The sequence below is a fragment of the Bacillus sp. ABP14 genome (assembly GCF_001831375.1).
Lineage (GTDB): Bacteria > Bacillota > Bacilli > Bacillales > Bacillaceae_G > Bacillus_A > Bacillus_A paranthracis.
Genome location: NZ_CP017016.1, coordinates 113,172 through 136,974, shown reverse-complemented (window position 1 = coordinate 136,974; position 23,803 = coordinate 113,172). Strand labels below are relative to the sequence as shown.

Here is a 23,803-nt window from a genome sequence, read left to right as displayed (position 1 = left end):
CCTTTCCTTCGCCAAGTAAGCCTATTTTTATATTTAAAAAAAAGGGCCATGACCAGTTTCTTGAAAAGAACTGTCCTGCCCTTTTAATTATCATTATACTAACTCGATAATTACCATTGGTGCTGCGTCTCCGCGACGTGGACCAATTTTTGCAATACGAGTGTATCCGCCTTGGCGCTCAGCATAGCGTGGAGCTACATCAGCGAATAGTTTTTGAAGTGCATCTTGACCAGTCTCAGCGTTAGCTACTTCATTGCGAATGAAAGCTGCTGCTTGACGACGAGCATGAAGATCTCCGCGTTTACCTAAAGTGATCATTTTTTCCACTACAGAACGAAGTTCTTTTGCACGAGTTTCTGTCGTTTGGATGCGCTCGTTGATAATTAAATCAGTAGCTAAGTCACGTAACATAGCTTTACGTTGCGCACTTGTACGGCCTAATTTTCTGTATGCCATTCGTAGTTCCCTCCTTTGTTGATGGGTTTAAATCCTCAGTCGTCTTTACGTAAACCTAAACCTAATTCCTCAAGTTTATGTTTAACTTCTTCTAAGGATTTACGTCCTAAGTTACGAACTTTCATCATATCTTCTTCTGTTTTGTTCGCAAGCTCTTGTACAGTATTAATTCCTGCACGTTTTAGGCAATTATAAGAACGAACAGAAAGGTCTAGTTCTTCGATAGTCATCTCAAGAACTTTCTCTTTTTGATCTTCTTCCTTCTCGACCATAATCTCAGCATTTTGTGCTTCATCAGTTAAACCAACAAAGATATTTAAATGCTCAGTTAAGATTTTGGCACCTAAAGAGATAGCTTCTTTTGGCCCGATGCTTCCATCCGTCCATACATCAAGCGTAAGCTTATCATAATTAGCCACTTGTCCGACACGTGTCTTTTCCACTTGGTAAGTCACACGTGATACTGGAGTATAAATAGAATCAATAGGAATTACTCCTATTGGTTGATCTTCGCTTTTATTTGCATCAGCTGGCGTATACCCACGGCCACGCTTTGCAGTTAAACGCACGCGGAAATGCGCATCTTTTGCTAACGTTGCAATGTGTAAATCTGGATTTAAGATTTCTACATCACTATCGTGAGTAATATCAGCAGCTGTGACAATACCTTCGCCCTGCACATCAATTTCCAACGTCTTCTCTTCTTCAGAGTAGATTTTAAGAGCTAACTTTTTCAAGTTTAAGATGATCGTTGTAACGTCTTCTACTACGCCCTCAACTGTTGAAAATTCATGTAATACGCCATCGATTTGGATAGCAGTAACAGCGGCACCAGGGAGTGAAGATAAAAGAATACGACGTAAGGAGTTACCCAACGTAGTACCATATCCACGCTCAAGCGGTTCAATTACGAATTTACCATATTTAGCATCTTCGTTAAGTTCAACCGTTTCGATTTTCGGCTTTTCGATTTCAATCATTAACTAAACCCTCCTTCAAAACGTCGAAACCCCGGTTAAACAAAGGTATAACCTCTGTCTAACCGAAAGTCCCCCTTAGGCAGTTCCCGATTGTGCACAACAAGCGATGTTTCTGTACGAAATTTCTCGATAATGCATCATATCCATTATAGACAAAAGGGAAAATTCTATACAGAAAAATTACACACGACGACGTTTTGGTGGACGACATCCATTATGAGGAACTGGAGTAACATCTCTAATTGCTGTTACTTCTAGACCTGCAGCTTGAAGAGCACGAATTGCAGCTTCACGACCAGCACCAGGACCTTTAACAGTAACCTCTAAAGTTTTTAAACCGTGTTCCATTGCAGCTTTAGCAGCAGTTTCAGCAGCCATTTGCGCAGCGAATGGAGTAGATTTACGAGATCCACGGAAACCAAGTGCACCAGCACTAGACCAAGAAAGTGCGTTACCGTGAGTATCTGTAAGTGTTACGATTGTGTTGTTGAAAGTAGAACGAATATGAGCTACACCAGCTTCAATATTCTTTTTCACACGTTTTTTACGAGTGTTTGTTTTACGTGCCATTGTTAGTTCAACCTCCTTTACTTATTATTTCTTTTTATTTGCTACTGTACGACGTGGACCTTTACGTGTACGAGCATTGTTTTTAGAGTTTTGACCACGAACTGGTAAACCACGACGGTGACGAAGACCACGGTAAGAACCGATCTCCATTAGACGTTTGATGTTAAGAGATACTTCACGACGAAGGTCTCCCTCAACTTTAATACGATCGATGATATCACGGATACGTCCTAATTCGTCTTCCGTTAAATCACGAACTCGTGTTTCTTCAGAAACACCAGCTTCAGCAAGAATTTTTTCAGCAGTTGTGCGACCAATGCCGAATACGTAAGTTAAAGAAATAACAACGCGTTTGTCACGAGGAATATCTACACCTGCGATACGTGCCATTCTGAATGCACCTCCTTCTGATTAACCTTGTTTTTGTTTATGTTTAGGGTTTTCACAAATAACCATTACTTTTCCACGTCTACGAATAACTTTACATTTTTCGCAGATTGGTTTAACTGACGGTCTTACTTTCATGTCTCGAACCTCCTTAAAGATTACGGAGTGCTATATTATTTAAAACGGTACGTAATACGACCACGATTTAAATCGTACGGAGATAATTCTACCGTAACTTTGTCTCCTGGTAAAATACGAATGAAGTTCATACGGATTTTACCAGAAACGTGAGCCAATACGACATGCCCATTCTCTAATTCTACTTTGAACATAGCATTTGGCAACGTTTCAAGAACGGTACCTTCGACTTCAATTACATCATCTTTAGCCATTCAATAGTTCTCCCTTCTTCAAATCAGTAACATTTTACACTGCTCTGAAATCCCGGAGAGCCAGCTACTTATAAAGTGGTAAGGATTTCGTATCCTGCTTCTGTAAGAGCAATCGTGTGCTCAAAATGGGCACACCATTTACCATCTACCGTTACCACTGTCCAGTCATCAGATAGTGTTTTTACATATCGTCTTCCTTGATTCACCATCGGCTCAACACAGATGACCATTCCCGGCTTTAATCTAGGACCTCTATTTGGTGGACCATAGTGCGGGATTTGAGGGTCCTCATGTAAGTCTTGCCCGATTCCGTGACCAACATACTCCCTAACGATCGAGAATCCGTTCTCTTCAGCATGGGTTTGAACCGCATGTGAGATATTTGATAATCTCTCGCCTGGTTTTACTTGTTCTAGACCAAGATACAACGATTTTTCTGTGACATCAAGTAGCTTTTGAACAGATTCAGAAATGTTTCCAACTGGATACGTCCATGCAGAATCTCCATGGTACCCATTGTATTTCGCACCAATATCGATACTGATGATATCGCCCTCTTTGAGCTTGCGCTTCCCTGGAATTCCGTGTACAAGCTCTTCATTTACAGAAGCACATATGCTCCCCGGAAATCCGTTGTATCCTTTAAAAGATGGCGTAGCACCATATTTTTGAATCGTCTTTTCCGCTATTTGATCGAGCTCTTTCGTTGTAATTCCTGGAGTAATGTGCTGTTTTAACTCTTGATGAGTCAAAGCAACGATCCTGCCCGCTTCTCGCATGATTTCTATCTCGCGAGGAGTTTTGCAGATTATCATTACGCTAAGCCTCCGATGAGAACATCGATATCAGCAAATACTTTATTGATATCTTGCTCACCATTAATGCTTTGTAAGTAACCAAGCTCCTCGTAGAAATCAAGCAAAGGTTTAGTTTGCTTAATATTTACATCTAAGCGATTTGCTACAGTTTCTTCATTGTCATCAGAGCGTTGATATAACTCGCCACCACATTTATCGCACACGTCAGCTTTTGCTGGCGGATTGAATTCTAAGTGGTAAGTCGCACCGCACTCTTTACAAATGCGACGGCCTGTAAGGCGTTTTAATAACAATCCTGAATCCACATTAATGTTTAAAACATAGTCGATTTTTTTGCCAAGATCTTTCATAATCTCTTCAAGAGCTGATGCTTGTGCAACAGTTCGTGGGAAACCGTCTAATAAGAAGCCTCTTACGCAGTCTTCTTGACTTAAACGTTCACGAACGATTCCGATTGTAACTTCATCTGGAACAAGTGCCCCTTTATCAATAAAGGATTTTGCTTGTAAGCCCATTTCAGTTTCAGCCTTCATAGCTGCACGGAACATATCTCCTGTTGAGATGTGAGGGATGTTATACTTGGCAACAATCTGTTCGGCTTGTGTACCTTTACCAGCACCAGGAAGCCCCATTAAAATTAAGTTCATCCTTGTTCCCCCTCAGAGTACATGAGCATGTAGGGAAGACAATACTTCCCACTTACTCACTGCTTGATAAACCCTTTGTAATGGCGTTTTACCAGTTGGCTTTCTAGTTGCTTCATTGTTTCTAAAGCAACGCCGACAACGATTAACATACTCGTTCCACCGATCTGTGCAGATGGAGGAAGATTTCCCAGCTTCGTAAAGATAACTGGTAAGATTGCAATCGCTGCTAGGAAAATTGATCCTACAAAGGTCAAACGATACAAGATTTTTGTTAGATATTGTTCTGTATTCTTACCCGGACGAATACCTGGAACATATCCACCTTGTTTGTTTAGATTCTCTGACATTTGCTCTGGATTAACCTGAACAAACGCATAGAAATATGTGAAGGCTACAATGAGCGCAACATATATGATCATTCCCACTGGGTGAGAATAGTTAAAGTTTGCAATAATCCACTGCGATACATCATGTTTCGGGAAGAACTGTGCAATAGTCGGAGGAGTAATTAAGAATGAAACAGCAAAAATTACTGGAATAACACCAGCACTATTTACCTTAAGCGGTAAATGTGTGTTTTGTGCTCCAGCATAACCACCATTTCCTCCTGTTACACGCTTCGCATATTGAATTGGGATCTTCCTAACAGCCTGTTGAATGAAAATAACACCCACAATAACTGCTAGCACAGCTAGTAAAATCAATGCAACTTTAACGATACTCATGAACAATTGATCTCCGATATTTTGAAACTGTTGCTGATACACTTGAGATATAACACTTGGGATCGCTGCGGCAATACCACCAAAGATAAGAATGGAAATACCATTACCTACACCTTTAGCTGTAATCTGTTCACCTAACCACATTAAAAATGCAGTACCAGCAGTCAGTACCGTAGCAATGTATAAATAAGTGCTCCAACCAGGATTCAAAATTAATTGTCCACCTACCATACCGTTAAAACCGATTGACATACCAAACCCCTGAATAAACGCAAGAACAATTGTAAAATAACGCGTGAATTGCGTTAGTTTACGACGGCCCATTTCACCTTGCTTCGCCCATTCCGAAAATTTAGGAACAACATCCATCTGCAATAATTGCACGATGATGGATGCTGTAATATACGGCATGATTCCCATCGCAAAGATGGAGAAGTTTTTCAAGGCTCCACCGCCAAATGTATTTAGAATACCTAAAGCATTTAATTGATCTTGTGCCTTCAGTACGTCTCCATTTGTAAATGGCACGGGGATAAACGTGCCAATCCTGAATACGATTAACATCGCTAAAGTGAATAATATTTTACGTCTTATCTCAGCAACGCGCATAAAGTTGGAGATTGTACGAAACATTAGATCACCTCAACTGATCCGCCAGCTGCTTCAATTGCTTCTTTAGCACTTGAAGAGAACTTGTGCGCTTTAACAGTTAGTTTTTTCTCTACTGCGCCGCTTGCAAGAATTTTAACACCGTCGTTTAATTTGCTGATAACGCCAGTTTCCAGCAATAATTCAGGTGTTACTTCTGTACCATCTTCAAAACGATTTAACGTTGATAAGTTTACAATAGCAAACTCTTTACGGTTAATGTTTGTGAAGCCGCGTTTTGGTAAACGACGGAATAATGGAGTTTGACCACCTTCGAAGCCAAGACGAACACCGCCGCCAGAACGTGCGTTTTGTCCTTTATGACCTTTACCAGCAGTTTTACCGTTACCAGAACCGATACCACGACCGACACGGTTACGTACTTTACGAGAACCTTCTGCAGGTTTTAATTCATGAAGTTTCATTCCCAGGCACCTCCTTATATTAATGAGTTATCCTTAAGCTTCTTTTACAGTTACAAGGTGAGAAACTTTGTTGATCATACCAAGAATAGCAGGAGTTTCTTCCTTAACTACAGTTGAATTCAACTTTTTAAGACCTAAAGCTTCTACCGTCGCACGTTGATCTTGTGGACGACCAATTACACTACGAGTGAGGGTAATTTCTAACTTTTTCGCCATTTGTTTTCCCTCCTTAACCTAGTAGCTCTTCTACAGATTTACCGCGTAATTTTGCAACATCTTCAGCGCGCTTAAGTTCGCTTAATCCGTTCACAGTAGCGCGAATCATGTTGATTGGTGTGTTAGAACCAAGAGATTTCGAAAGAATATCTTGTACACCTGCTAATTCAAGGACCGCACGAACAGGTCCACCAGCAATAACACCAGTACCCTCAGCAGCAGGCTTTAAGAATACTTCACCAGCTCCAAAATGACCGTTGATTGTGTGTGGAATTGTTGTACCAACTAATGGTACAGCGATTAAGTTTTTCTTAGCGTCTTCGATAGCTTTGCGGATTGCGTCTGGTACCTCTTGTGCTTTACCAGTACCGAATCCAACATGACCGTTTTTATCGCCAACTACAACTAGTGCAGCAAAGCGGAAACGACGACCACCCTTAACAACTTTCGCGACACGATTTATCGTAACTACACGTTCTTCAAGTTCTAATTTACTTGGGTCAATGCGATGCATCAATTTTCCCTCCTTTGACCATTAAAATTGTAATCCAGCCTCACGAGCAGCTTCAGCTAGAGCTTTAACACGGCCATGGTATAAGTAACCACCGCGATCAAATACTACTTCTTTAACGCCTTTCTCTACAGCACGCTTAGCAACTGATTCTCCAACTTTCGTAGCAGCTTCAATATTGCTAGTACCGTTAAGAGCAAGGTCTTTATCAAGAGTAGATGCACTTACTAACGTTACACCATTTACATCATCAATAACTTGAGCGTAAATATGTTGGTTAGAACGGAACACGTTTAAACGTGGACGTTCTGCAGTACCAGTAAGTTTAGCACGTACACGCGCATGTCTTTTCTTACGAGTCGCATTTTTATCAGCTTTAGTGATCATTCTTGTCACTCCTTTCTCTCACCTAACGGGTTTACTTAGCAGTTTTACCTTCTTTACGACGAACAACTTCGCCTTCGTAACGAATACCTTTACCTTTGTAAGGCTCAGGAGCACGTACAGCGCGGATGTTAGCAGCGAATTCGCCAACACGTTGCTTGTCGATACCTTTGATTACGATCTTAGTTGGTGCAGGTACTTCAACTTCAAGACCTGCTTCCGGAGTCATTTCTACTGGATGAGAATAACCTACGCTTAATACAAGTTTATCACCTTGTTTTTGAGCACGGTAACCAACACCGACTAATTCAAGTCCGCGTGCGAAACCTTCAGTTACACCTTCAACCATGTTTCCGATTAAAGCACGAGTTGTACCGTGTAATGCACGGTGTTCCTTCTGTTCAGATGGACGCTCAACTGTTAATGTATTCTCTTCAATTTTGATAAGCATATCAGCATTGAAAGTACGAGTTAATTCACCTTTAGGGCCTTTTACTGTTACAGTATTGTCTTCTGCAACTGTAATAGTAACACCTGCAGGGATTTCAAGAATCTTTTTACCAATACGAGACATGTGGTCACACCTCCGTTCGTTTTAAATATATATTACCAAACGTATGCTACTACTTCTCCACCAGTTTGTAATTGACGAGCGTCTTTGTCTGTCATTACTCCCTTAGATGTAGAAACAAGAGCGATACCTAATCCGTTAAGTACACGTGGTACTTCGTCAGCTTTAGCGTAAACGCGTAAGCCAGGTTTACTGATACGTTTTAATCCAGTGATTACACGTTCGTTGTTTGCACCATATTTCAGGAAAATACGAAGGATACCTTGTTTGTTATCCTCGATGTATTCTACATCACGAATGAAACCTTCACGTTTTAAAAGTTCAGCGATCTCTTTTTTGATTTTAGAAGCAGGAACCTCTAATTTCTCATGACGTACCATGTTCGCATTACGGATGCGAGTAAGCATGTCTGCAATTGGATCTGTCATCACCATGTGTTTTACCTCCTTCCCATTTGTGGGTTTTACCAACTAGCTTTTTTAACACCAGGAATTTGACCTTTATATGCAAGTTCACGGAAACAAATACGGCAAAGTTTAAATTTGCGGTATACAGAATGCGGACGACCGCAGCGTTCGCAACGTGTATACTCTTGTACTTTAAACTTAGGAGTACGCTTTTGTTTCGCAATCATAGATTTTTTAGCCACGTTTTCGCCTCCTCTACTTAGCGTTGGCTTCCATTATTTTTGGAATGGCATACCGAATTGTGTTAAAAGTTCACGAGCTTCTTCATCAGTGTTCGCTGTAGTAACGATTACGATGTCCATACCGCGGACTTTGCTTACTTTATCATAATCAATCTCAGGGAAAATAAGTTGCTCTTTAACACCTAATGTATAGTTTCCACGACCATCGAATGATTTCTTAGAAACACCACGGAAATCACGTACACGTGGTAAAGAAACTGATACTAATTTATCGAAGAACTCATACATTTGCTCGCCGCGTAAAGTTACTTTCGCACCGATTGGCATACCTTCACGAAGACGGAAACCAGCGATTGATTTTTTAGCACGAGTTACAACAGGTTTTTGACCTGCGATTTGTGTTAATTCTTCTACTGCGTTGTCTAAAGCTTTTGAGTTAGATACCGCGTCACCAACACCAGTGTTGATTACGATCTTTTCGATTTTTGGTACCTGCATTACAGATTTATAGTTAAACTTGCTCATTAGAGCAGGAGTAATTTCCTTTTGGAACTTCTCTTTAAGGCGATTCAATGAAGTGACCTCCTTTCTTAAGAAAATTATTTATCTAATAATTCACCAGATTTTTTTGCAATACGAACTTTTTTACCATCTTCTACCTTGAAGCCTACGCGAGTAGGTTCACCTGTTTTCGGATCTAAAATCATAACGTTAGAAACGTGAATAGGTGCCTCTTTAGTAATAATTCCACCTTGTGGATTTAATTGAGATGGCTTAGAGTGCTTCTTAACGATGTTAACACCCTCAACGATAACACGGTTTTGCTTTGGGAAAGCCACAAGGATAACGCCTTGTTTTCCTTTGTCTTTACCAGTGATTACCTGTACTTTATCACCTTTTTTTACATGCATCTTAATTCTGCACCTCCTTAGCAAGGCAATACCTTAAATTATAGAACTTCTGGAGCTAAAGAAACGATCTTCATGAAGTTGCTATCACGTAATTCACGAGCTACTGGTCCGAAGATACGAGTACCACGTGGGCTCTTATCGTCTTTAATGATAACCGCTGCGTTTTCATCAAATTTGATGTAAGAACCATCCGGACGACGAGCACCGCTCTTCGTACGTACTACTACTGCTTTAACAACGTCACCTTTTTTAACAACGCCACCTGGTGTTGCTTGTTTTACCGTAGCAACGATAATGTCACCAATGTTAGCATATTTACGACCAGAGCCGCCTAATACTTTAATTGTTAAAAGTTCACGTGCACCAGAGTTGTCAGCAACTTTCAAACGAGATTCTTGTTGGATCATGTTATGAAACCTCCCTTCGGACTAAAAATTCCGATTCGTCTATTTAGATAATAACCGCTTCTTCAACGATTTCAACTAAACGGAAACGCTTAGTAGCAGAAAGCGGGCGAGTTTCCATGATTTTTACGATATCGCCAAGTTTCGCTTGGTTTTGCTCATCATGGGCTTTGTACTTCTTAGAATACTTAACACGTTTTCCGTACAAGGAATGAGTTTTGTAAGTTTCAACTAAAACTGTAATCGTTTTGTCCATTTTGTCAGACACTACACGACCAGTATAAACTTTGCGTTGGTTACGTTCGCTCACTATGCAAACCTCCCCTCAATTTATCGATTAATTCCGATCTCTCTTTCACGAACTACAGTTTTCATACGAGCAATTGCCTTACGCACTTCACGAATGCGAGTTGGATTCTCTAATTGTCCTGTAGCAAGTTGGAAGCGAAGATTAAACAACTCTTCCTTTAAAGCTTTAACTTTTGTTTCGATTTCGGCAGTGGTTAATTCACGAATATCATTAGTTTTCATTAGATTCACCACCATTTTCTTCACGTTTTACGAATTTACATTTCACAGGTAACTTGTGAGCTGCAAGACGTAATGCTTCGCGTGCTACCTCTTCAGATACACCCGCGATTTCGAACATAATTTTCCCAGGTTTTACTACTGCTACCCAGCCTTCTGGTGCCCCTTTACCGGAACCCATACGTACTTCTAGAGGTTTTGCAGTGTAAGGTTTAGAAGGGAAAATTTTAATCCATACTTTACCGCCACGTTTCATGTAACGAGTCATTGCACGACGAGCAGCTTCGATTTGACGGTTTGTAATCCATGAAGCAGCTTGTGCTTGTAAACCGAATTCACCGAAAGCTACTTCAGTTCCACCTTTAGCACGACCACGCATTTTACCACGATGCTCTCTACGATATTTTACGCGTTTTGGCATTAACATATTATTTTCCTCCTTCCTCAGAAGCTTTCTTTTTTGTAGGAAGGACTTCTCCACGGTAGATCCATACTTTTACGCCTAATTTACCGTATGTTGTATCAGCTTCAACTGCTGCATAGTCAATATCAGCGCGAAGTGTATGAAGTGGAACAGTTCCTTCACTGTAAGATTCTGCACGAGCGATATCAGCTCCGCCAAGACGACCAGAAACCTGTGTTTTAATACCTTTAGCACCTGCACGCATAGCACGTTGAATAACTTGCTTTTGTGCACGACGGAATGATACACGGTTTTCTAATTGACGAGCGATGTTTTCGCCTACTAATTTAGCGTTAAGATCAGCTCTCTTAACTTCTAAAATGTTGATGTGTACACGCTTGCCTGTTAATTGGTTAAGAGCTTTACGAAGTGCTTCAACTTCAGTACCACCTTTACCAATTACCATACCAGGTTTTGCAGTGTGAATTGTAACATTTACACGATTTGCTGCACGTTCGATTTCTACTTTAGCAACAGCAGAATCTTTTAAGCGTACATTAATGTACTCACGGATTTTGATGTCTTCATGTAATAATGTAGCGTAATCTTTCTCAGCGAACCAACGAGATTCCCAGTCACGGATAACGCCGACACGAAGACCAATTGGATTAACCTTTTGACCCATCGATTATCCCTCCTTCTTTTCTGATACCACAACTGTGATGTGGCTTGTGCGTTTGTTAATTTGGCTTGCACGACCCATTGCACGTGGACGGAAACGTTTTAACGTTGGACCTTCGTCAACGAAAACTTTCTCAACAACTAGGTTGTTAATGTCCATTTCATAATTATGCTCTGCATTTGCGATTGCAGATTTTAAAACTTTTTCTACAACTGGAGAAGCAGTTTTTGGTGTGTGGTTAAGGATAGCAATCGCTTCACCCACTTGCTTACCTCGGATTAAGTCTACAACTAAACGAACTTTACGAGGAGCAATACGAACTGTTCTCGCTACTGCTTTAGCTTGCATTGAAGTGCCTCCTCTCATTATCTTCTAGTTTTCTTATCGTCAGCATCATGACCTTTATACGTACGAGTTGGTGCGAATTCACCTAACTTGTGGCCTACCATGTCTTCAGTAACATATACAGGTACATGTTTACGACCGTCATATACAGCGATTGTGTGACCGATGAACTGAGGGAAGATCGTTGAACGACGAGACCAAGTTTTAACAACTTGCTTTTGCTCAGTTTCATTTAGCTTTGCAATTTTACTCATTAAATGATCATCGACAAATGGTCCTTTTTTCAAGCTACGAGCCATTTTGGTGCCTCCCTTCGTGATTGCCGTACGGTTCTCAAAGTGAACCGTACTACAATCCCATTATTTTTTACGACGACGAACGATGAATTTGTCAGACGCTTTGTTTTTCTTACGAGTTTTGAATCCAAGAGTTGGTTTACCCCATGGAGACATTGGAGACTTACGTCCGATTGGTGAACGTCCTTCACCACCACCGTGTGGGTGATCAACTGGGTTCATTACAGAACCACGAACAGTTGGGCGCTTACCTAACCAGCGAGAGCGACCAGCTTTACCGATCTTGATAAGTTCGTGTGACTCGTTACCAACTTGACCTACAGTTGCACGGCAAGCAGATAATACAAGACGCACTTCACCAGAAGTTAAACGTACAAGAACGTATTTACCTTCTTTACCAAGTACTTGTGCAGATGTACCAGCAGAACGAACTAATTGTCCACCACGACCTGGTTTAAGCTCGATGTTATGAACAACAGTACCTACTGGAATGTTGATTAATGGTAATGCGTTACCGATTTTAATGTCAGCTTCAGCGCCAGACATAATTTCCATACCTACTTCTAAGTTCTTAGGAGCAAGAATGTAACGTTTTTCACCGTCAACGTAGTTAATTAATGCGATATTCGCAGAGCGGTTTGGATCGTATTCGATCGTAGCAACGCGTCCTGGAATTCCATCTTTGTTACGTTTGAAGTCGATGATACGGTATTGACGCTTATGTCCGCCACCTTGATGACGTACAGTGATTTTACCTTGGTTATTACGACCAGCCTTTTTGCTTAAAGGAGCAAGTAAAGACTTTTCGGGTCTGTCAGTCGTGATTTCAGCGAAATCATTCGTAGTCATGTTACGACGACCGTTAGTAGTTGGATTATACTTTTTAATTCCCATCTCAATTTCCCTCCTTCTTTAGTAAGAATTAAACGCCTTGGAAGATTTCGATTTCTTTGCTGTCAGCAGTTAGCTTAACGATTGCTTTACGACGACGGCTAGTAAAACCAGCGTGACGACCAACGCGTTTTGCTTTCGGCTTGTAGTTCATGATGTTCACTTTTTCTACTTTAACACCAAAGATCGCTTCTAGAGCATCTTTAACTTCTGTTTTATTAGATTTAACGTCCACATCGAACGTGTATTTTTTTTCAGCCATCATTTCCATAGAACGTTCAGTGATAACTGGGCGCTTAATGATATCACGAGGATCTCTCATTATGCAAGCACCTCCTCTACTTTTTCCACTGCCGCTTTTGTCATGATTAGCTTATCATGATGAAGCACGTCTAAAACGTTTACGCCATCAGCAGTGATTACTGTTACTCCAGGGATATTGCGAGCAGATAACTCTACAGATTCGTTTGCATCAGCAGTTACGATAAGAGCTTTCTTCTCAACAGTTAATCCTTTAAGTACTGCTAGCATATCTTTTGTTTTTGGTGCATTTAACACTAGGTCTTCAAGAACTACAATGTTGTTCTCAACTACTTTAGTAGCTAATGCAGATTTGATTGCTAAACGACGAACTTTCTTAGGAAGTTTGTACGCATAGCTTCTTGGTGTAGGTCCGAATACCGTACCACCACCACGCCATTGAGGAGAGCGGATAGACCCTTGACGAGCACGTCCAGTTCCTTTTTGACGCCATGGTTTACGACCACCACCGCGAACTTCAGAGCGAGTTTTTACTTTGTGTGTACCTTGACGTAAAGATGCACGTTGCATCATTACAGCTTCGAAAAGTACAGCTTCATTTGGTTCGATACCGAAAATAGCTTCAGCTAATTCGATTTCACCAACCTGTGAACCAGTTTGGTTATATACAGTAACTTTTGGCATTGGAATTCCTCCTTCCTATTGTGAATTATTTGCTAACCTTCACAGCGCCTTGAACAACTACAAGAGATTTCTTAGCACCTGGAACGTTACCTTTTACTAGTAATAAGTTGCGCTCAGTGTCAACTTGAACGATTTCTAAGTTTTGGATAGTAACTTGGTCTCCACCCATACGTCCAGCAAGTTTTTTGCCTTTGAATACACGGTTCGGAGCAACTGGGCCCATTGAACCTGGACGACGGTGATAGCGAGAACCATGAGACATAGGTCCGCGAGATTGTCCGTGGCGTTTGATAACACCTTGGAAACCTTTACCTTTAGAAATTCCTGTTACATCAACGATTTCACCTGTAGCGAATACGTCAACTTTTACCTCTTGACCAACCTCTAATCCGTCCACGTCTGCATCGCGGATTTCGCGAATGAAGCGCTTAGGAGTTGTAGATGCTTTAGCAGTGTGGCCTTGTTCAGGTTTGTTAGTTAACTTTTCACGCTTATCTTCAAATCCTAACTGAATTGCGTTGTAGCCATCAGTTTCAGTTGTTTTCTTTTGAAGAACAACGTTTGGATTAGCAGCGATAACTGTTACTGGGATTAACTCACCGTTCTCAGCAAATACTTGAGTCATACCGATCTTTCTTCCTAAGATTCCTTTGGTCATGAGTTACACCTCCTACATTTTTAAGTTATATAAATTATAGTTTGATTTCGATATCTACACCAGATGGTAAGTCTAAACGCATTAATGAATCTACTGTTTGTGGAGTAGGACTCACGATGTCGATTAGACGTTTGTGCGTGCGCATTTCGAATTGCTCACGAGAATCTTTGTACTTATGAACAGCACGAAGAATTGTGTAAACAGTTTTTTCAGTTGGTAATGGGATCGGACCAGAAACTGTTGCCCCAGAACGCTTAGCTGTTTCTACAATTTTCTCAGCTGACTGATCAAGAATACGGTGATCGTAAGCTTTTAAACGGATACGAATTTTTTCTTTTGCCATTATTTTCCCTCCTTCGTTCGCCTATTTCTAAAATAGACCTTCTCCATGGAAATTTCCTCACACCATGCCATGGCAAAGCGGCCGGGTGTGTCAGCAACCTTCCACTTCATCGCAGTCAAAGACCAACATTGTCTATTATACAATGTTATTCGTCTAGATGCAAGCATCTTTTTGTTTGCATCTGCTTTTCTCTACTTTTGCTATTATACATGGCACTTTAAAGAATTTCAAGTTTTCATCTAGCAGAATTCATTTTACAGTTTCTGGATTTCAGTTTTAATGATTTCACATTATTATAGAAGAAACTCGTCAAAACATGAAACAATCATTTTGTTCATTATATAAATGCAAACAAAAACCCCAAGGGAAAATCCCTCGGGGTTTTTTATATCAGTTAAGATTACTCAACGATAGTAGCAACTACGCCGTAACCTACTGTACGTCCACCTTCACGAATAGAGAATTTAGTTCCCTCTTCGATAGCGATTGGAGCGATAAGTTCGATAGTCATTTCTACGTTGTCACCAGGCATTACCATTTCAGTACCTTCTGGTAATTGGATGATACCAGTTACGTCAGTTGTACGGAAGTAGAACTGTGGACGGTAGTTAGCGAAGAATGGAGTGTGACGTCCACCTTCTTCTTTAGATAATACGAAAACTTCAGCTTTGAATTTAGCGTGAGCTTTTACAGAACCGCTTTTTGCAAGTACTTGTCCACGTTGGATGTCTTCACGAGCAACCCCACGAAGTAAAGCACCGATGTTGTCACCAGCTTGAGCTTGGTCAAGAAGTTTACGGAACATTTCTACACCAGTTACAGTTGTAGAAGCATTTTCTTCAGCAAGACCGATGATTTCTACAACGTCACCAACTTTAACGATACCGCGCTCAACACGACCAGTAGCAACTGTACCACGACCTGTGATAGAGAATACATCCTCTACAGGCATTAAGAATGGTTTGTCAGTTTCACGTTCTGGAGTTGGGATGTAAGCATCAACTTCAGCCATTAATTCAATGATTTTTGCTTCCCAATCAGCTTCTCCTTGAAGAGCTTTAAGAGCAGAACCTTTGATTACAGGAATGTCGTCACCTGGGAATCCGTATTCAGATAATAGGTCGCGAACTTCCATTTCTACTAATTCTAATAATTCTTCGTCGTCTACCATGTCGCATTTGTTTAAGAATACAACGATGTAAGGTACACCTACTTGACGAGAAAGAAGGATGTGCTCACGAGTTTGAGGCATTGGGCCATCAGCAGCAGATACTACTAAGATACCGCCGTCCATTTGAGCAGCACCAGTGATCATGTTTTTAACATAGTCAGCGTGACCTGGGCAGTCAACGTGTGCATAGTGACGAGTTTCAGTTTCGTACTCAACGTGTGCAGTTGAGATTGTGATACCGCGCTCTCTTTCTTCTGGAGCAGCATCGATTTGATCGTATCCGCGTGCTTCAGCACCACCAGCTTTTGCAAGAACTGTAGTGATCGCAGCAGTTAATGTAGTTTTACCATGGTCAACGTGGCCGATTGTACCGATGTTAACATGGGGTTTAGAACGTTCGAATTTAGCTTTAGCCATTCTAAATTCCTCCTTAGTTTATATAGGTTATTTTATATTTAGTCTAGAAAGCGAAACTTGCGTCCCACTTTCTAAGCTTACATAAGTAGTTATACTTGAACAATCGATAAAAATCAATTATTCACCTTTATTTTTTTTGATAATTTCTTCAGAAACAGACTTTGGTACTTCTTCATAGTGGTCAAACACCATAGAGAATGTTCCGCGTCCTTGAGTGTTAGAACGTAATGACGTTGCATAACCGAACATTTCAGAAAGTGGAACCATAGCGCGAACAACTTGAGCGTTACCGCGAGCTTCCATACCTTCTACACGTCCACGACGAGATGTTACGTCACCCATAATGTCACCCATGTACTCTTCAGGAATTACAACTTCAACTTTCATCATTGGCTCAAGAATTACTGGGTTACATTTAGAAACCGCAGCTTTAAGTGCCATAGATGCAGCGATTTTGAACGCCATCTCAGATGAATCGACATCATGGTAAGATCCGTCAACTAATGCAGCTTTAATGTCTACTACTGGATATCCAGCAAGTACACCATTTTTAAGTGCATCTTCAAGACCTGCGCCTACAGCTGGGATGTATTCACGTGGAACAACACCACCGACGATCTTGTTTTCGAATTCGAATCCTTTACCTTCTTCGTTAGGTTCAAACTCAATCCAAACGTGTCCGAATTGTCCACGTCCACCAGATTGACGAGCGAACTTACCTTCAACTTTCGCAGCAGAGCGGAAAGTCTCACGGTATGCTACCTGAGGAGCACCAACGTTTGCTTCAACTTTGAACTCACGGCGCATACGGTCAACGATGATATCAAGGTGAAGTTCACCCATACCAGCGATGATTGTTTGGCCAGTTTCTTGGTCAGTGTGAGCACGGAATGTTGGATCTTCTTCAGAAAGCTTAGCTAATGCTGTACCCATTTTATCTTGGTCAGCTTTAGATTTTGGTTCGATAGCTACAGAGATAACTGGCTCTGGGAATTCCATAGACTCAAGGATAACAAGGCTCTTCTCGTCACAAAGAGTATCACCAGTAGTAGTATCTTTTAAACCTACAGCAGCAGCGATGTCACCAGCGTAAACTGTTGAGATCTCTTCACGGCTGTTAGCGTGCATTTGTAGGATACGACCTACACGCTCACGCTTACCTTTAGTTGAGTTTTTCACGTATGATCCAGAGTTTAACACACCAGAGTACACACGGAAGAACGTTAACTTACCAACATAAGGGTCAGTCATGATTTTGAATGCTAATGCTGAGAAAGGCTCTTCATCGCTAGACTTACGTTCTACTTCTTCATCTGTATCAGGAACGATACCTTTAATAGCAGGTACGTCTAATGGAGATGGTAGGTAGTCGATAACTGCGTCTAACAGAATTTGAACACCTTTGTTTTTGAATGCAGAACCACAGATTACTGGGAAGAATTCTACAGAAGTTGTAGCCTTACGGATACCAGCTTTAAGCTCTTCTACAGTGATTTCTTCACCTTCTAGGTACTTCATCATCATTTCTTCATCTAGCTCAGCTACCGCTTCGATAAGTTTTCCACGGTATTCTTCAGCTAGTTCTTTGTGCTCTTCAGGAATCTCAACACGTTGAATGTCTGTTCCTAAATCGTTACCGTACATGTAAGCACATTCTTCAACAAGGTCAATGATACCATTGAACTCATCTTCAGCACCGATTGGTAACTGAATTGGATGTGCGTTTGCTTGTAAACGATCGTGGATTGTTCCTACAGAGTATAAGAAGTCCGCACCAATCTTATCCATTTTGTTAACGAATACGATACGAGGTACGCCATAAGTAGTAGCCTGACGCCAAACAGTTTCTGTTTGTGGTTCAACACCAGATTGTGCATCAAGTACTGCTACCGCGCCATCAAGTACGCGTAAAGAACGTTCTACTTCTACTGTGAAGTCTACGTGACCTGGAGTGTCAATGATGTTTACACGGTGACCTTTCCATTGTGCTGTAGTTGCAGCAGAAGTAATTGTGATACCACGCTCTTGCTCTTGCTCCATCCAGTCCATCTGAGATGCACCTTCGTGAGTTTCACCGATTTTATGAATACGTCCTGTGTAGTACAGAATACGCTCAGTAGCTGTTGTTTTACCAGCATCGATGTGAGCCATGATACCAATATTACGAGTGTTTTCTAAAGAGAACTCTCTTCCCATTTGGTGTCTTGCTCCTTCCATATATGGATTGGATTTTTTATTTTAAGTAGCAAAAAAGCCACTTTATATTGTTACATATGTCAGTATGTCCAGTACTCTCATTATGTAAAACGAGCGCCATTGAAAGGGAGAGGCATTCTCCCTCTCCACACTTCCATAAGCGACAAATAAAGCGGTCTATGCTTACATTTATTTTACGTTGTATCCTACCAACGGTAATGAGCAAATGCTTTGTTAGCTTCTGCCATTTTATGAGTGTCTTCACGTTTCTTAACAGATGCACCAGCGTTGTTAGCTGCATCTAAGATTTCGTTAGCAAGACGCTCTTCCATAGTTTTTTCACCACGAAGACGAGCGTAGTTTACTAACCAACGAAGACCTAAAGTTGTACGGCGTTCTGGACGAACCTCAACTGGAACTTGGTAGTTAGCACCACCAACACGACGAGCGCGTACTTCAAGAACAGGCATAATGTTCTTAAGAGCTTGCTCGAATACTTCCATTGGCTCTTTACCAGTACGTTCGCTTACGATATCGAACGCATTATAAAGAATTGTTTGAGATTTACCTTTTTTACCGTCAACCATCATTTTGTTGATAAGGCGTGTTACTAGCTTTGAATTGTACATTGGATCTGGTAACACGTCACGTTTTGCAACAGGTCCTTTACGAGGCATATTGAGTTCCTCCTTTCATTAAAAAGTTATTATTTCTTAGCCGCTTTTGGCTTTTTAGTACCGTATTTAGAACGGCCTTGCATACGCTTGTCAACACCAGCTGTATCAAGCGCACCACGAACGATGTGGTAACGTACCCCTGGTAAGTCTTTTACACGACCACCGCGAATTAATACTACGCTGTGCTCTTGTAAGTTGTGACCGATACCTGGGATGTATGCTGTTACCTCAATACCATTTGTTAAACGAACACGAGCATATTTACGTAACGCTGAGTTTGGTTTCTTTGGAGTCATTGTACCAACACGAGTACATACACCACGTTTTTGAGGTGCAGAGATATCAGTTGATTTTTTCTTTAAAGAGTTAAAACCTTTGTTTAACGCAGGTGATTTAGATTTCCATACTTTATCAGTACGACCATTTCTCACTAATTGGTTAATAGTAGGCATTTGATTATCCTCCCTTCGCATGTTTGTATGACCACATATCCAGGTGGTTCATTATTAGTTGAAAACAAAGTTTTTGCAAGGGAGAGCAAATGCTCTCTCCTCACAAAAACAGTTTTAACTTATTATTCCTATTGCTGAAGCTCCCACTTGAATCCCCGCAACTTTTCCAAGTTTACGAACTGATTCAACTTTTGTTATGGGTATGTTATGTTGCAATGCAGTACGAATGATAACATGGGTTAACCGCATATCAGCATCTTCTGCAATGACAACTTCTTTAACTATACCATTTTTGATTGCTTCCAATGTACGTTTATGACCAACGACCACATTTTCAGCATTTGACACTTTTTGATAAGACATATAAATATCCTCCAAAGCATCGTTCAGGAGCAACCTTGCTTATAGTAACATTTTGACTCATACAATGTCAACTAGGATTAACTGTTTTTATACAAAATTTACGACGGAAAATTTTACTGTTCCACATAAACTTCATCGTTTTCTACATTCATGTCATCTTGTGTTGTTTTAACAAGATCCACTTTGCGATAACGATTCATGCCTGTTCCAGCAGGAACAAGTTTACCGATAATAACATTTTCTTTCAATCCTAGAAGCTCATCACGTTTACCCTTAATTGCTGCATCAGTTAAGACACGAGTTGTTTCTTGGAACGATGCTGCAGATAAGAATGAATCTGTTTCAAGTGAAGCTTTTGTAATACCAAGTAGAACAGGTCTAGCTGTTGCTGGTTGTTTACCTTGTAGTAACACCTTCGCATTGGCATCAGTAAACTGATGGATATCTAGTAATGTTCCTGGTAATACATCTGTTTCACCTGCATCACTTACACGAACTTTACGTAACATTTGGCGTACCATTACTTCTACGTGTTTGTCACCAATTTCTACCCCTTGCATACGGTATACTTTTTGAACTTCACGTAATAAGTATTCTTGAACTGCCGTAATGTCCGTTACTTTTAGTAATTCTTTCGGATCAATAGAACCTTCTGTTAACTCTTTACCGTGGCTAATTTGCTGTCCTGGAATTACTTTCAGACGAGCACCGTAAGGAATAGCATACGTACGAGTTTCAACTTCACCCTGTACAACTACTTCTTGGCGATCTTTAACATCGTTGATCGCTGCGATAACACCGTCGATTTCACTGATAACTGCCTGACCTTTCGGATTACGAGCTTCGAAGATCTCTTGGATACGAGGTAAACCTTGAGTGATATCATCTCCGGCAACCCCACCTGTATGGAACGTACGCATCGTTAACTGTGTACCTGGCTCACCGATAGATTGAGCTGCGATAATACCTACCGCTTCCCCTACCTCTACGTCTGTTCCAGTTGCTAAGTTACGACCGTAACACTTCTTACATACACCGTGGCGAGTGTTACACGTGAACGCTGAACGAATGTTTACAGTTTCAACACCCGAATTTTCAACAATATGAGCGATATCTTCAGTAATTAATTGATTTTCAGCAACTAATACTTCACCTGTTTCAGGATGTTTTACAGTTTTTCTTGCAAAACGTCCAACAAGACGATCATATAATGACTCGATAACTTCATTACCCTCTTTAATCGCACCAATTAATAAACCGCGATCTGTTCCACAATCATCTTCACGAACGATTACATCTTGTGCAACGTCAACAAGACGACGTGTTAAGTAACCAGAATCGGCAGTTTTCAGTGCTGTATCGGCAAGACCTTTACGCGCACCATGCGTAGAGATGAAGTACTCAAGTACTGTTAAACCTTCACGGAAACTTGATTTGATTGGAAGTTCGATGATACGACCAGATGGATTGGCCATCAGACCACGCATACCAGCAAGCTGAGTAAAGTTCGATGCGTTACCACGGGCACCGGAATCACTCATCATGAAGATTGGGTTGCGTTTATTCAAGGATTTCATCAGTTTTCCTTGGATAACATCTTTTGCATTACTCCAAATAGAGATAACACGATCGTAACGTTCTTCTTCCGTGATTAAACCGCGACGGAATTGTTTAATTACATTATCTACTTTTGCTTGTGCTTCGTGGAGAATTTCATCTTTTTCACCTAATACAAGAATGTCAGATACCCCAACTGTAATACCAGCTTTTGTAGAGTACTTGAATCCTAAGTTTTTCATACGGTCAAGCATGCGAGACGTTTCTGTAATTTTGAAACGTTTAAACACTTCCGCAATGATGTTACCAAGGATTTTCTTGCTGAATGGCGCCACTTCTTCGCGACTAGCAATAATCTCTTTAATGTTCGCACCTTTTTCAACGAAATATTTCGCTGGTGTTTCTTTTTCAAGGTTTGAATTTGTTGGTTCATTAATATAAGGGAACGACTCTGGTAAGATTTCGTTAAATATTAATTTACCAACTGTTGTTAATAGAAGCATACTCTTTTGCTCTTCAGTAAATGTTGCGTTGTTTACTGCGCTTGCAGCTACTGCAACACGTGTATGAAGATGTACATATCCATTTTGGTATGCAAGTAATGCCTCGTTCGCATCTTTGAAGACCATACCTTCACCGATTGCGCCTTCACGCTCAAGTGTTAAGTAGTAGTTACCTAATACCATATCCTGAGATGGAGTAACAACTGGTTTACCGTCTTTCGGGTTCAAGATGTTTTGTGCCGCTAACATAAGAAGACGAGCTTCTGCTTGTGCTTCTGATGATAAAGGTACGTGAACGGCCATTTGGTCACCGTCAAAGTCCGCGTTGTATGCAGTACATACAAGTGGGTGAAGACGGATTGCGCGACCTTCTACTAATGTAGGTTCAAACGCCTGAATACCAAGACGGTGAAGTGTTGGTGCGCGGTTTAGAAGTACTGGATGTTCTTTAATCACAGATTCTAAAACGTCCCAAACTTCAGGTTGTACACGCTCGATTTTACGTTTCGCACTCTTAATGTTGTGTGCTAATCCTTTTTCAACTAACTCTTTCATTACGAAAGGTTTGAACAGTTCAAGCGCCATCTCTTTTGGTAATCCACATTGGTACATCTTTAAGTTCGGTCCTACAACGATTACAGAACGACCAGAGTAGTCAACACGTTTACCTAATAAGTTTTGACGGAAGCGTCCTTGTTTACCTTTAAGCATGTGAGATAGTGATTTTAATGGACGGTTACCTGGTCCAGTAACTGGACGGCCACGACGACCATTATCGATTAATGCGTCTACAGCTTCTTGTAACATACGTTTTTCGTTCTGAACGATAATGCTTGGTGCACCTAAGTCCAATAGACGTTTTAAACGGTTATTACGGTTAATTACACGACGGTATAAGTCGTTTAAGTCAGAAGTAGCAAAACGTCCACCATCTAACTGTACCATTGGGCGTAGTTCTGGTGGGATTACTGGTAGAACATCTAAGATCATCCAAGATGGCTCATTTCCAGAGTTACGGAATGCTTCTAATACTTCTAGACGTTTAATAGCACGAGTACGGCGTTGTCCTTGTGCTGTTTTTAATTCTTCTTTTAAGAAGTCTACTTCTTTATCTAAATCGATGTCTTGTAATAGCTTTTTAATCGCTTCTGCACCCATAGCAGCTTGGAATGTGCTACCATATCGATCACGATATGCACGGTATTCTTTTTCAGAAAGTAATTGCTTCTTATCAAGTGGTGTATCTCCACTTTCTGTTACAACATAAGAAGCGAAATAAATTACTTCTTCAAGCGCGCGAGGGGACATGTCTAAGACAAGTCCCATGCGGCTCGGGATACCTTTGAAATACCAAATATGAGATACAGGAGCAGCTAATTCGATATGACCCATACGTTCACGACGCACTTTCGCACGCGTTACTTCAACGCCACATCGATCACAAACTACACCTTTATAACGTACACGTTTGTATTTTCCGCAATGACATTCCCAGTCCTTTTGTGGTCCGAAAATGCGCTCACAGAACAAGCCATCTTTTTCAGGCTTTAACGTACGATAGTTAATTGTTTCTGGTTTCTTAACTTCACCGTATGACCAAGAACGAATCTTGTCAGGTGAAGCAAGTCCAATCTTCATATATTCAAAGTTATTTACATCTATCAAGGGGCCTACCTCCCTTT

General features: G+C 40.9%; 36 protein-coding genes. All 36 read right to left on the bottom strand.

Features of this window, described 5'->3' with window-relative positions; genetic code table 11:
- Positions 1–93: 93 nt before the first annotated feature.
- The 36 genes from rplQ to rpoC all read right to left on the bottom strand — a co-directional run bounded on the left by rplQ (position 94) and on the right by rpoC (position 23,786).
- Positions 94–456, bottom strand: a complete 363-nt coding sequence (gene rplQ, locus BGI23_RS00760; RefSeq protein ID WP_000331490.1) for a 50S ribosomal protein L17 — start codon at positions 454–456, stop codon at positions 94–96.
- Positions 457–491: 35 nt separating this feature from the next.
- Positions 492–1,436, bottom strand: coding sequence for a DNA-directed RNA polymerase subunit alpha (locus tag BGI23_RS00755; RefSeq protein WP_000569643.1), 945 nt, complete (start codon positions 1,434–1,436; stop codon positions 492–494).
- 180 nt (positions 1,437–1,616) lie between these two features.
- Entirely contained in the window at positions 1,617–2,006 is a 390-nt protein-coding gene (gene rpsK, locus BGI23_RS00750; protein ID WP_000101799.1) for a 30S ribosomal protein S11, read from the bottom strand.
- A 24-nt stretch (positions 2,007–2,030) separates the two neighbouring features.
- Positions 2,031–2,396 carry a 30S ribosomal protein S13 gene (gene rpsM / locus BGI23_RS00745; RefSeq protein ID WP_000090789.1) on the bottom strand — a complete coding sequence of 122 codons (366 nt, stop codon included), beginning with the start codon at positions 2,394–2,396 and terminating at the stop codon, positions 2,031–2,033.
- 21 nt (positions 2,397–2,417) lie between these two features.
- Complete coding sequence (gene rpmJ, locus BGI23_RS00740; protein ID WP_000868344.1) at positions 2,418–2,531, bottom strand: 50S ribosomal protein L36; 114 nt, start codon at positions 2,529–2,531, stop codon at positions 2,418–2,420.
- Positions 2,532–2,566: 35 nt separating this feature from the next.
- Complete coding sequence (gene infA / locus BGI23_RS00735; protein WP_001029884.1) at positions 2,567–2,785, bottom strand: translation initiation factor IF-1; 219 nt, start codon at positions 2,783–2,785, stop codon at positions 2,567–2,569.
- 68 nt (positions 2,786–2,853) lie between these two features.
- The gene (map, locus tag BGI23_RS00730; protein WP_000582539.1) at positions 2,854–3,600 is read right to left on the bottom strand and encodes a type I methionyl aminopeptidase; all 747 of its coding nucleotides are present in this window, start codon (positions 3,598–3,600) and stop codon (positions 2,854–2,856) included.
- Positions 3,600–4,250: an adenylate kinase gene (locus tag BGI23_RS00725; RefSeq protein WP_001048996.1), complete on the bottom strand. Its 651-nt coding sequence runs from the start codon at positions 4,248–4,250 to the stop codon at positions 3,600–3,602. Before BGI23_RS00725 ends, map begins: the two co-directional genes overlap by 1 nt.
- A gap of 56 nt (positions 4,251–4,306) precedes the next feature.
- The gene (secY, locus tag BGI23_RS00720; protein ID WP_000490114.1) at positions 4,307–5,608 is read right to left on the bottom strand and encodes a preprotein translocase subunit SecY; all 1,302 of its coding nucleotides are present in this window, start codon (positions 5,606–5,608) and stop codon (positions 4,307–4,309) included.
- On the bottom strand, positions 5,608–6,048 hold the full coding sequence (gene rplO, locus BGI23_RS00715; protein WP_000766080.1) for a 50S ribosomal protein L15: 441 nt from the start codon (positions 6,046–6,048) through the stop codon (positions 5,608–5,610). Before rplO ends, secY begins: the two co-directional genes overlap by 1 nt.
- Before the next feature lie 33 nt (positions 6,049–6,081).
- Entirely contained in the window at positions 6,082–6,264 is a 183-nt protein-coding gene (rpmD, locus tag BGI23_RS00710) for a 50S ribosomal protein L30 (RefSeq protein WP_001085234.1), read from the bottom strand.
- Between the two features lie 13 nt (positions 6,265–6,277).
- Positions 6,278–6,778, bottom strand: a complete 501-nt coding sequence (gene rpsE, locus BGI23_RS00705; RefSeq protein ID WP_000554646.1) for a 30S ribosomal protein S5 — start codon at positions 6,776–6,778, stop codon at positions 6,278–6,280.
- A 21-nt stretch (positions 6,779–6,799) separates the two neighbouring features.
- Positions 6,800–7,162: a 50S ribosomal protein L18 gene (gene rplR, locus BGI23_RS00700; RefSeq protein WP_000628816.1), complete on the bottom strand. Its 363-nt coding sequence runs from the start codon at positions 7,160–7,162 to the stop codon at positions 6,800–6,802.
- 31 nt (positions 7,163–7,193) lie between these two features.
- Positions 7,194–7,733, bottom strand: a complete 540-nt coding sequence (gene rplF / locus BGI23_RS00695) for a 50S ribosomal protein L6 (protein WP_000086558.1) — start codon at positions 7,731–7,733, stop codon at positions 7,194–7,196.
- Positions 7,734–7,765: 32 nt separating this feature from the next.
- The gene (gene rpsH / locus BGI23_RS00690) at positions 7,766–8,164 is read right to left on the bottom strand and encodes a 30S ribosomal protein S8 (protein ID WP_000245511.1); all 399 of its coding nucleotides are present in this window, start codon (positions 8,162–8,164) and stop codon (positions 7,766–7,768) included.
- 29 nt (positions 8,165–8,193) lie between these two features.
- The gene (rpsN, locus tag BGI23_RS00685) at positions 8,194–8,379 is read right to left on the bottom strand and encodes a 30S ribosomal protein S14 (protein WP_001085700.1); all 186 of its coding nucleotides are present in this window, start codon (positions 8,377–8,379) and stop codon (positions 8,194–8,196) included.
- 33 nt (positions 8,380–8,412) lie between these two features.
- Positions 8,413–8,952: a 50S ribosomal protein L5 gene (rplE, locus tag BGI23_RS00680; protein ID WP_001080827.1), complete on the bottom strand. Its 540-nt coding sequence runs from the start codon at positions 8,950–8,952 to the stop codon at positions 8,413–8,415.
- 26 nt (positions 8,953–8,978) lie between these two features.
- On the bottom strand, positions 8,979–9,290 hold the full coding sequence (gene rplX, locus BGI23_RS00675) for a 50S ribosomal protein L24 (protein ID WP_000558200.1): 312 nt from the start codon (positions 9,288–9,290) through the stop codon (positions 8,979–8,981).
- A gap of 38 nt (positions 9,291–9,328) precedes the next feature.
- Entirely contained in the window at positions 9,329–9,697 is a 369-nt protein-coding gene (gene rplN, locus BGI23_RS00670) for a 50S ribosomal protein L14 (RefSeq protein WP_000615912.1), read from the bottom strand.
- A 43-nt stretch (positions 9,698–9,740) separates the two neighbouring features.
- Positions 9,741–10,004 (bottom strand): 30S ribosomal protein S17, encoded by a 264-nt coding sequence (rpsQ, locus tag BGI23_RS00665; protein WP_000004106.1) that lies wholly within the window; start codon positions 10,002–10,004, stop codon positions 9,741–9,743.
- A gap of 20 nt (positions 10,005–10,024) precedes the next feature.
- A complete protein-coding gene (gene rpmC / locus BGI23_RS00660; protein WP_000855718.1) occupies positions 10,025–10,225 on the bottom strand; it encodes a 50S ribosomal protein L29 in 201 nt (66 codons plus the stop codon).
- Positions 10,215–10,649 carry a 50S ribosomal protein L16 gene (gene rplP / locus BGI23_RS00655; RefSeq protein WP_000928971.1) on the bottom strand — a complete coding sequence of 145 codons (435 nt, stop codon included), beginning with the start codon at positions 10,647–10,649 and terminating at the stop codon, positions 10,215–10,217. Before rplP ends, rpmC begins: the two co-directional genes overlap by 11 nt.
- A gap of 1 nt (position 10,650) precedes the next feature.
- A complete protein-coding gene (gene rpsC / locus BGI23_RS00650; RefSeq protein ID WP_000529956.1) occupies positions 10,651–11,310 on the bottom strand; it encodes a 30S ribosomal protein S3 in 660 nt (219 codons plus the stop codon).
- Positions 11,311–11,313: 3 nt separating this feature from the next.
- Complete coding sequence (gene rplV, locus BGI23_RS00645) at positions 11,314–11,655, bottom strand: 50S ribosomal protein L22 (RefSeq protein ID WP_001148024.1); 342 nt, start codon at positions 11,653–11,655, stop codon at positions 11,314–11,316.
- A gap of 17 nt (positions 11,656–11,672) precedes the next feature.
- Positions 11,673–11,951 carry a 30S ribosomal protein S19 gene (rpsS, locus tag BGI23_RS00640; protein ID WP_000124453.1) on the bottom strand — a complete coding sequence of 93 codons (279 nt, stop codon included), beginning with the start codon at positions 11,949–11,951 and terminating at the stop codon, positions 11,673–11,675.
- 60 nt (positions 11,952–12,011) lie between these two features.
- Complete coding sequence (gene rplB / locus BGI23_RS00635; protein ID WP_000511580.1) at positions 12,012–12,842, bottom strand: 50S ribosomal protein L2; 831 nt, start codon at positions 12,840–12,842, stop codon at positions 12,012–12,014.
- Between the two features lie 28 nt (positions 12,843–12,870).
- The gene (rplW, locus tag BGI23_RS00630; RefSeq protein WP_001205558.1) at positions 12,871–13,161 is read right to left on the bottom strand and encodes a 50S ribosomal protein L23; all 291 of its coding nucleotides are present in this window, start codon (positions 13,159–13,161) and stop codon (positions 12,871–12,873) included.
- Entirely contained in the window at positions 13,161–13,784 is a 624-nt protein-coding gene (gene rplD / locus BGI23_RS00625; RefSeq protein WP_001127258.1) for a 50S ribosomal protein L4, read from the bottom strand. Before rplD ends, rplW begins: the two co-directional genes overlap by 1 nt.
- Before the next feature lie 25 nt (positions 13,785–13,809).
- Positions 13,810–14,442 carry a 50S ribosomal protein L3 gene (rplC, locus tag BGI23_RS00620; protein ID WP_000160207.1) on the bottom strand — a complete coding sequence of 211 codons (633 nt, stop codon included), beginning with the start codon at positions 14,440–14,442 and terminating at the stop codon, positions 13,810–13,812.
- A gap of 34 nt (positions 14,443–14,476) precedes the next feature.
- Positions 14,477–14,785 carry a 30S ribosomal protein S10 gene (gene rpsJ / locus BGI23_RS00615; protein ID WP_001040596.1) on the bottom strand — a complete coding sequence of 103 codons (309 nt, stop codon included), beginning with the start codon at positions 14,783–14,785 and terminating at the stop codon, positions 14,477–14,479.
- A 400-nt stretch (positions 14,786–15,185) separates the two neighbouring features.
- The gene (gene tuf, locus BGI23_RS00610; protein ID WP_001029615.1) at positions 15,186–16,373 is read right to left on the bottom strand and encodes an elongation factor Tu; all 1,188 of its coding nucleotides are present in this window, start codon (positions 16,371–16,373) and stop codon (positions 15,186–15,188) included.
- Positions 16,374–16,490: 117 nt separating this feature from the next.
- Entirely contained in the window at positions 16,491–18,569 is a 2,079-nt protein-coding gene (fusA, locus tag BGI23_RS00605; RefSeq protein WP_000532231.1) for an elongation factor G, read from the bottom strand.
- Positions 18,570–18,775: 206 nt separating this feature from the next.
- A complete protein-coding gene (gene rpsG, locus BGI23_RS00600) occupies positions 18,776–19,246 on the bottom strand; it encodes a 30S ribosomal protein S7 (RefSeq protein ID WP_001137493.1) in 471 nt (156 codons plus the stop codon).
- A gap of 29 nt (positions 19,247–19,275) precedes the next feature.
- Positions 19,276–19,698, bottom strand: coding sequence for a 30S ribosomal protein S12 (rpsL, locus tag BGI23_RS00595; RefSeq protein ID WP_001142340.1), 423 nt, complete (start codon positions 19,696–19,698; stop codon positions 19,276–19,278).
- A gap of 114 nt (positions 19,699–19,812) precedes the next feature.
- Positions 19,813–20,061, bottom strand: a complete 249-nt coding sequence (locus BGI23_RS00590; RefSeq protein ID WP_000121830.1) for a 50S ribosomal protein L7ae-like protein — start codon at positions 20,059–20,061, stop codon at positions 19,813–19,815.
- Positions 20,062–20,174: 113 nt separating this feature from the next.
- Positions 20,175–23,786: a DNA-directed RNA polymerase subunit beta' gene (gene rpoC / locus BGI23_RS00585; RefSeq protein ID WP_000567938.1), complete on the bottom strand. Its 3,612-nt coding sequence runs from the start codon at positions 23,784–23,786 to the stop codon at positions 20,175–20,177.
- Positions 23,787–23,803: the final 17 nt, after the last annotated feature.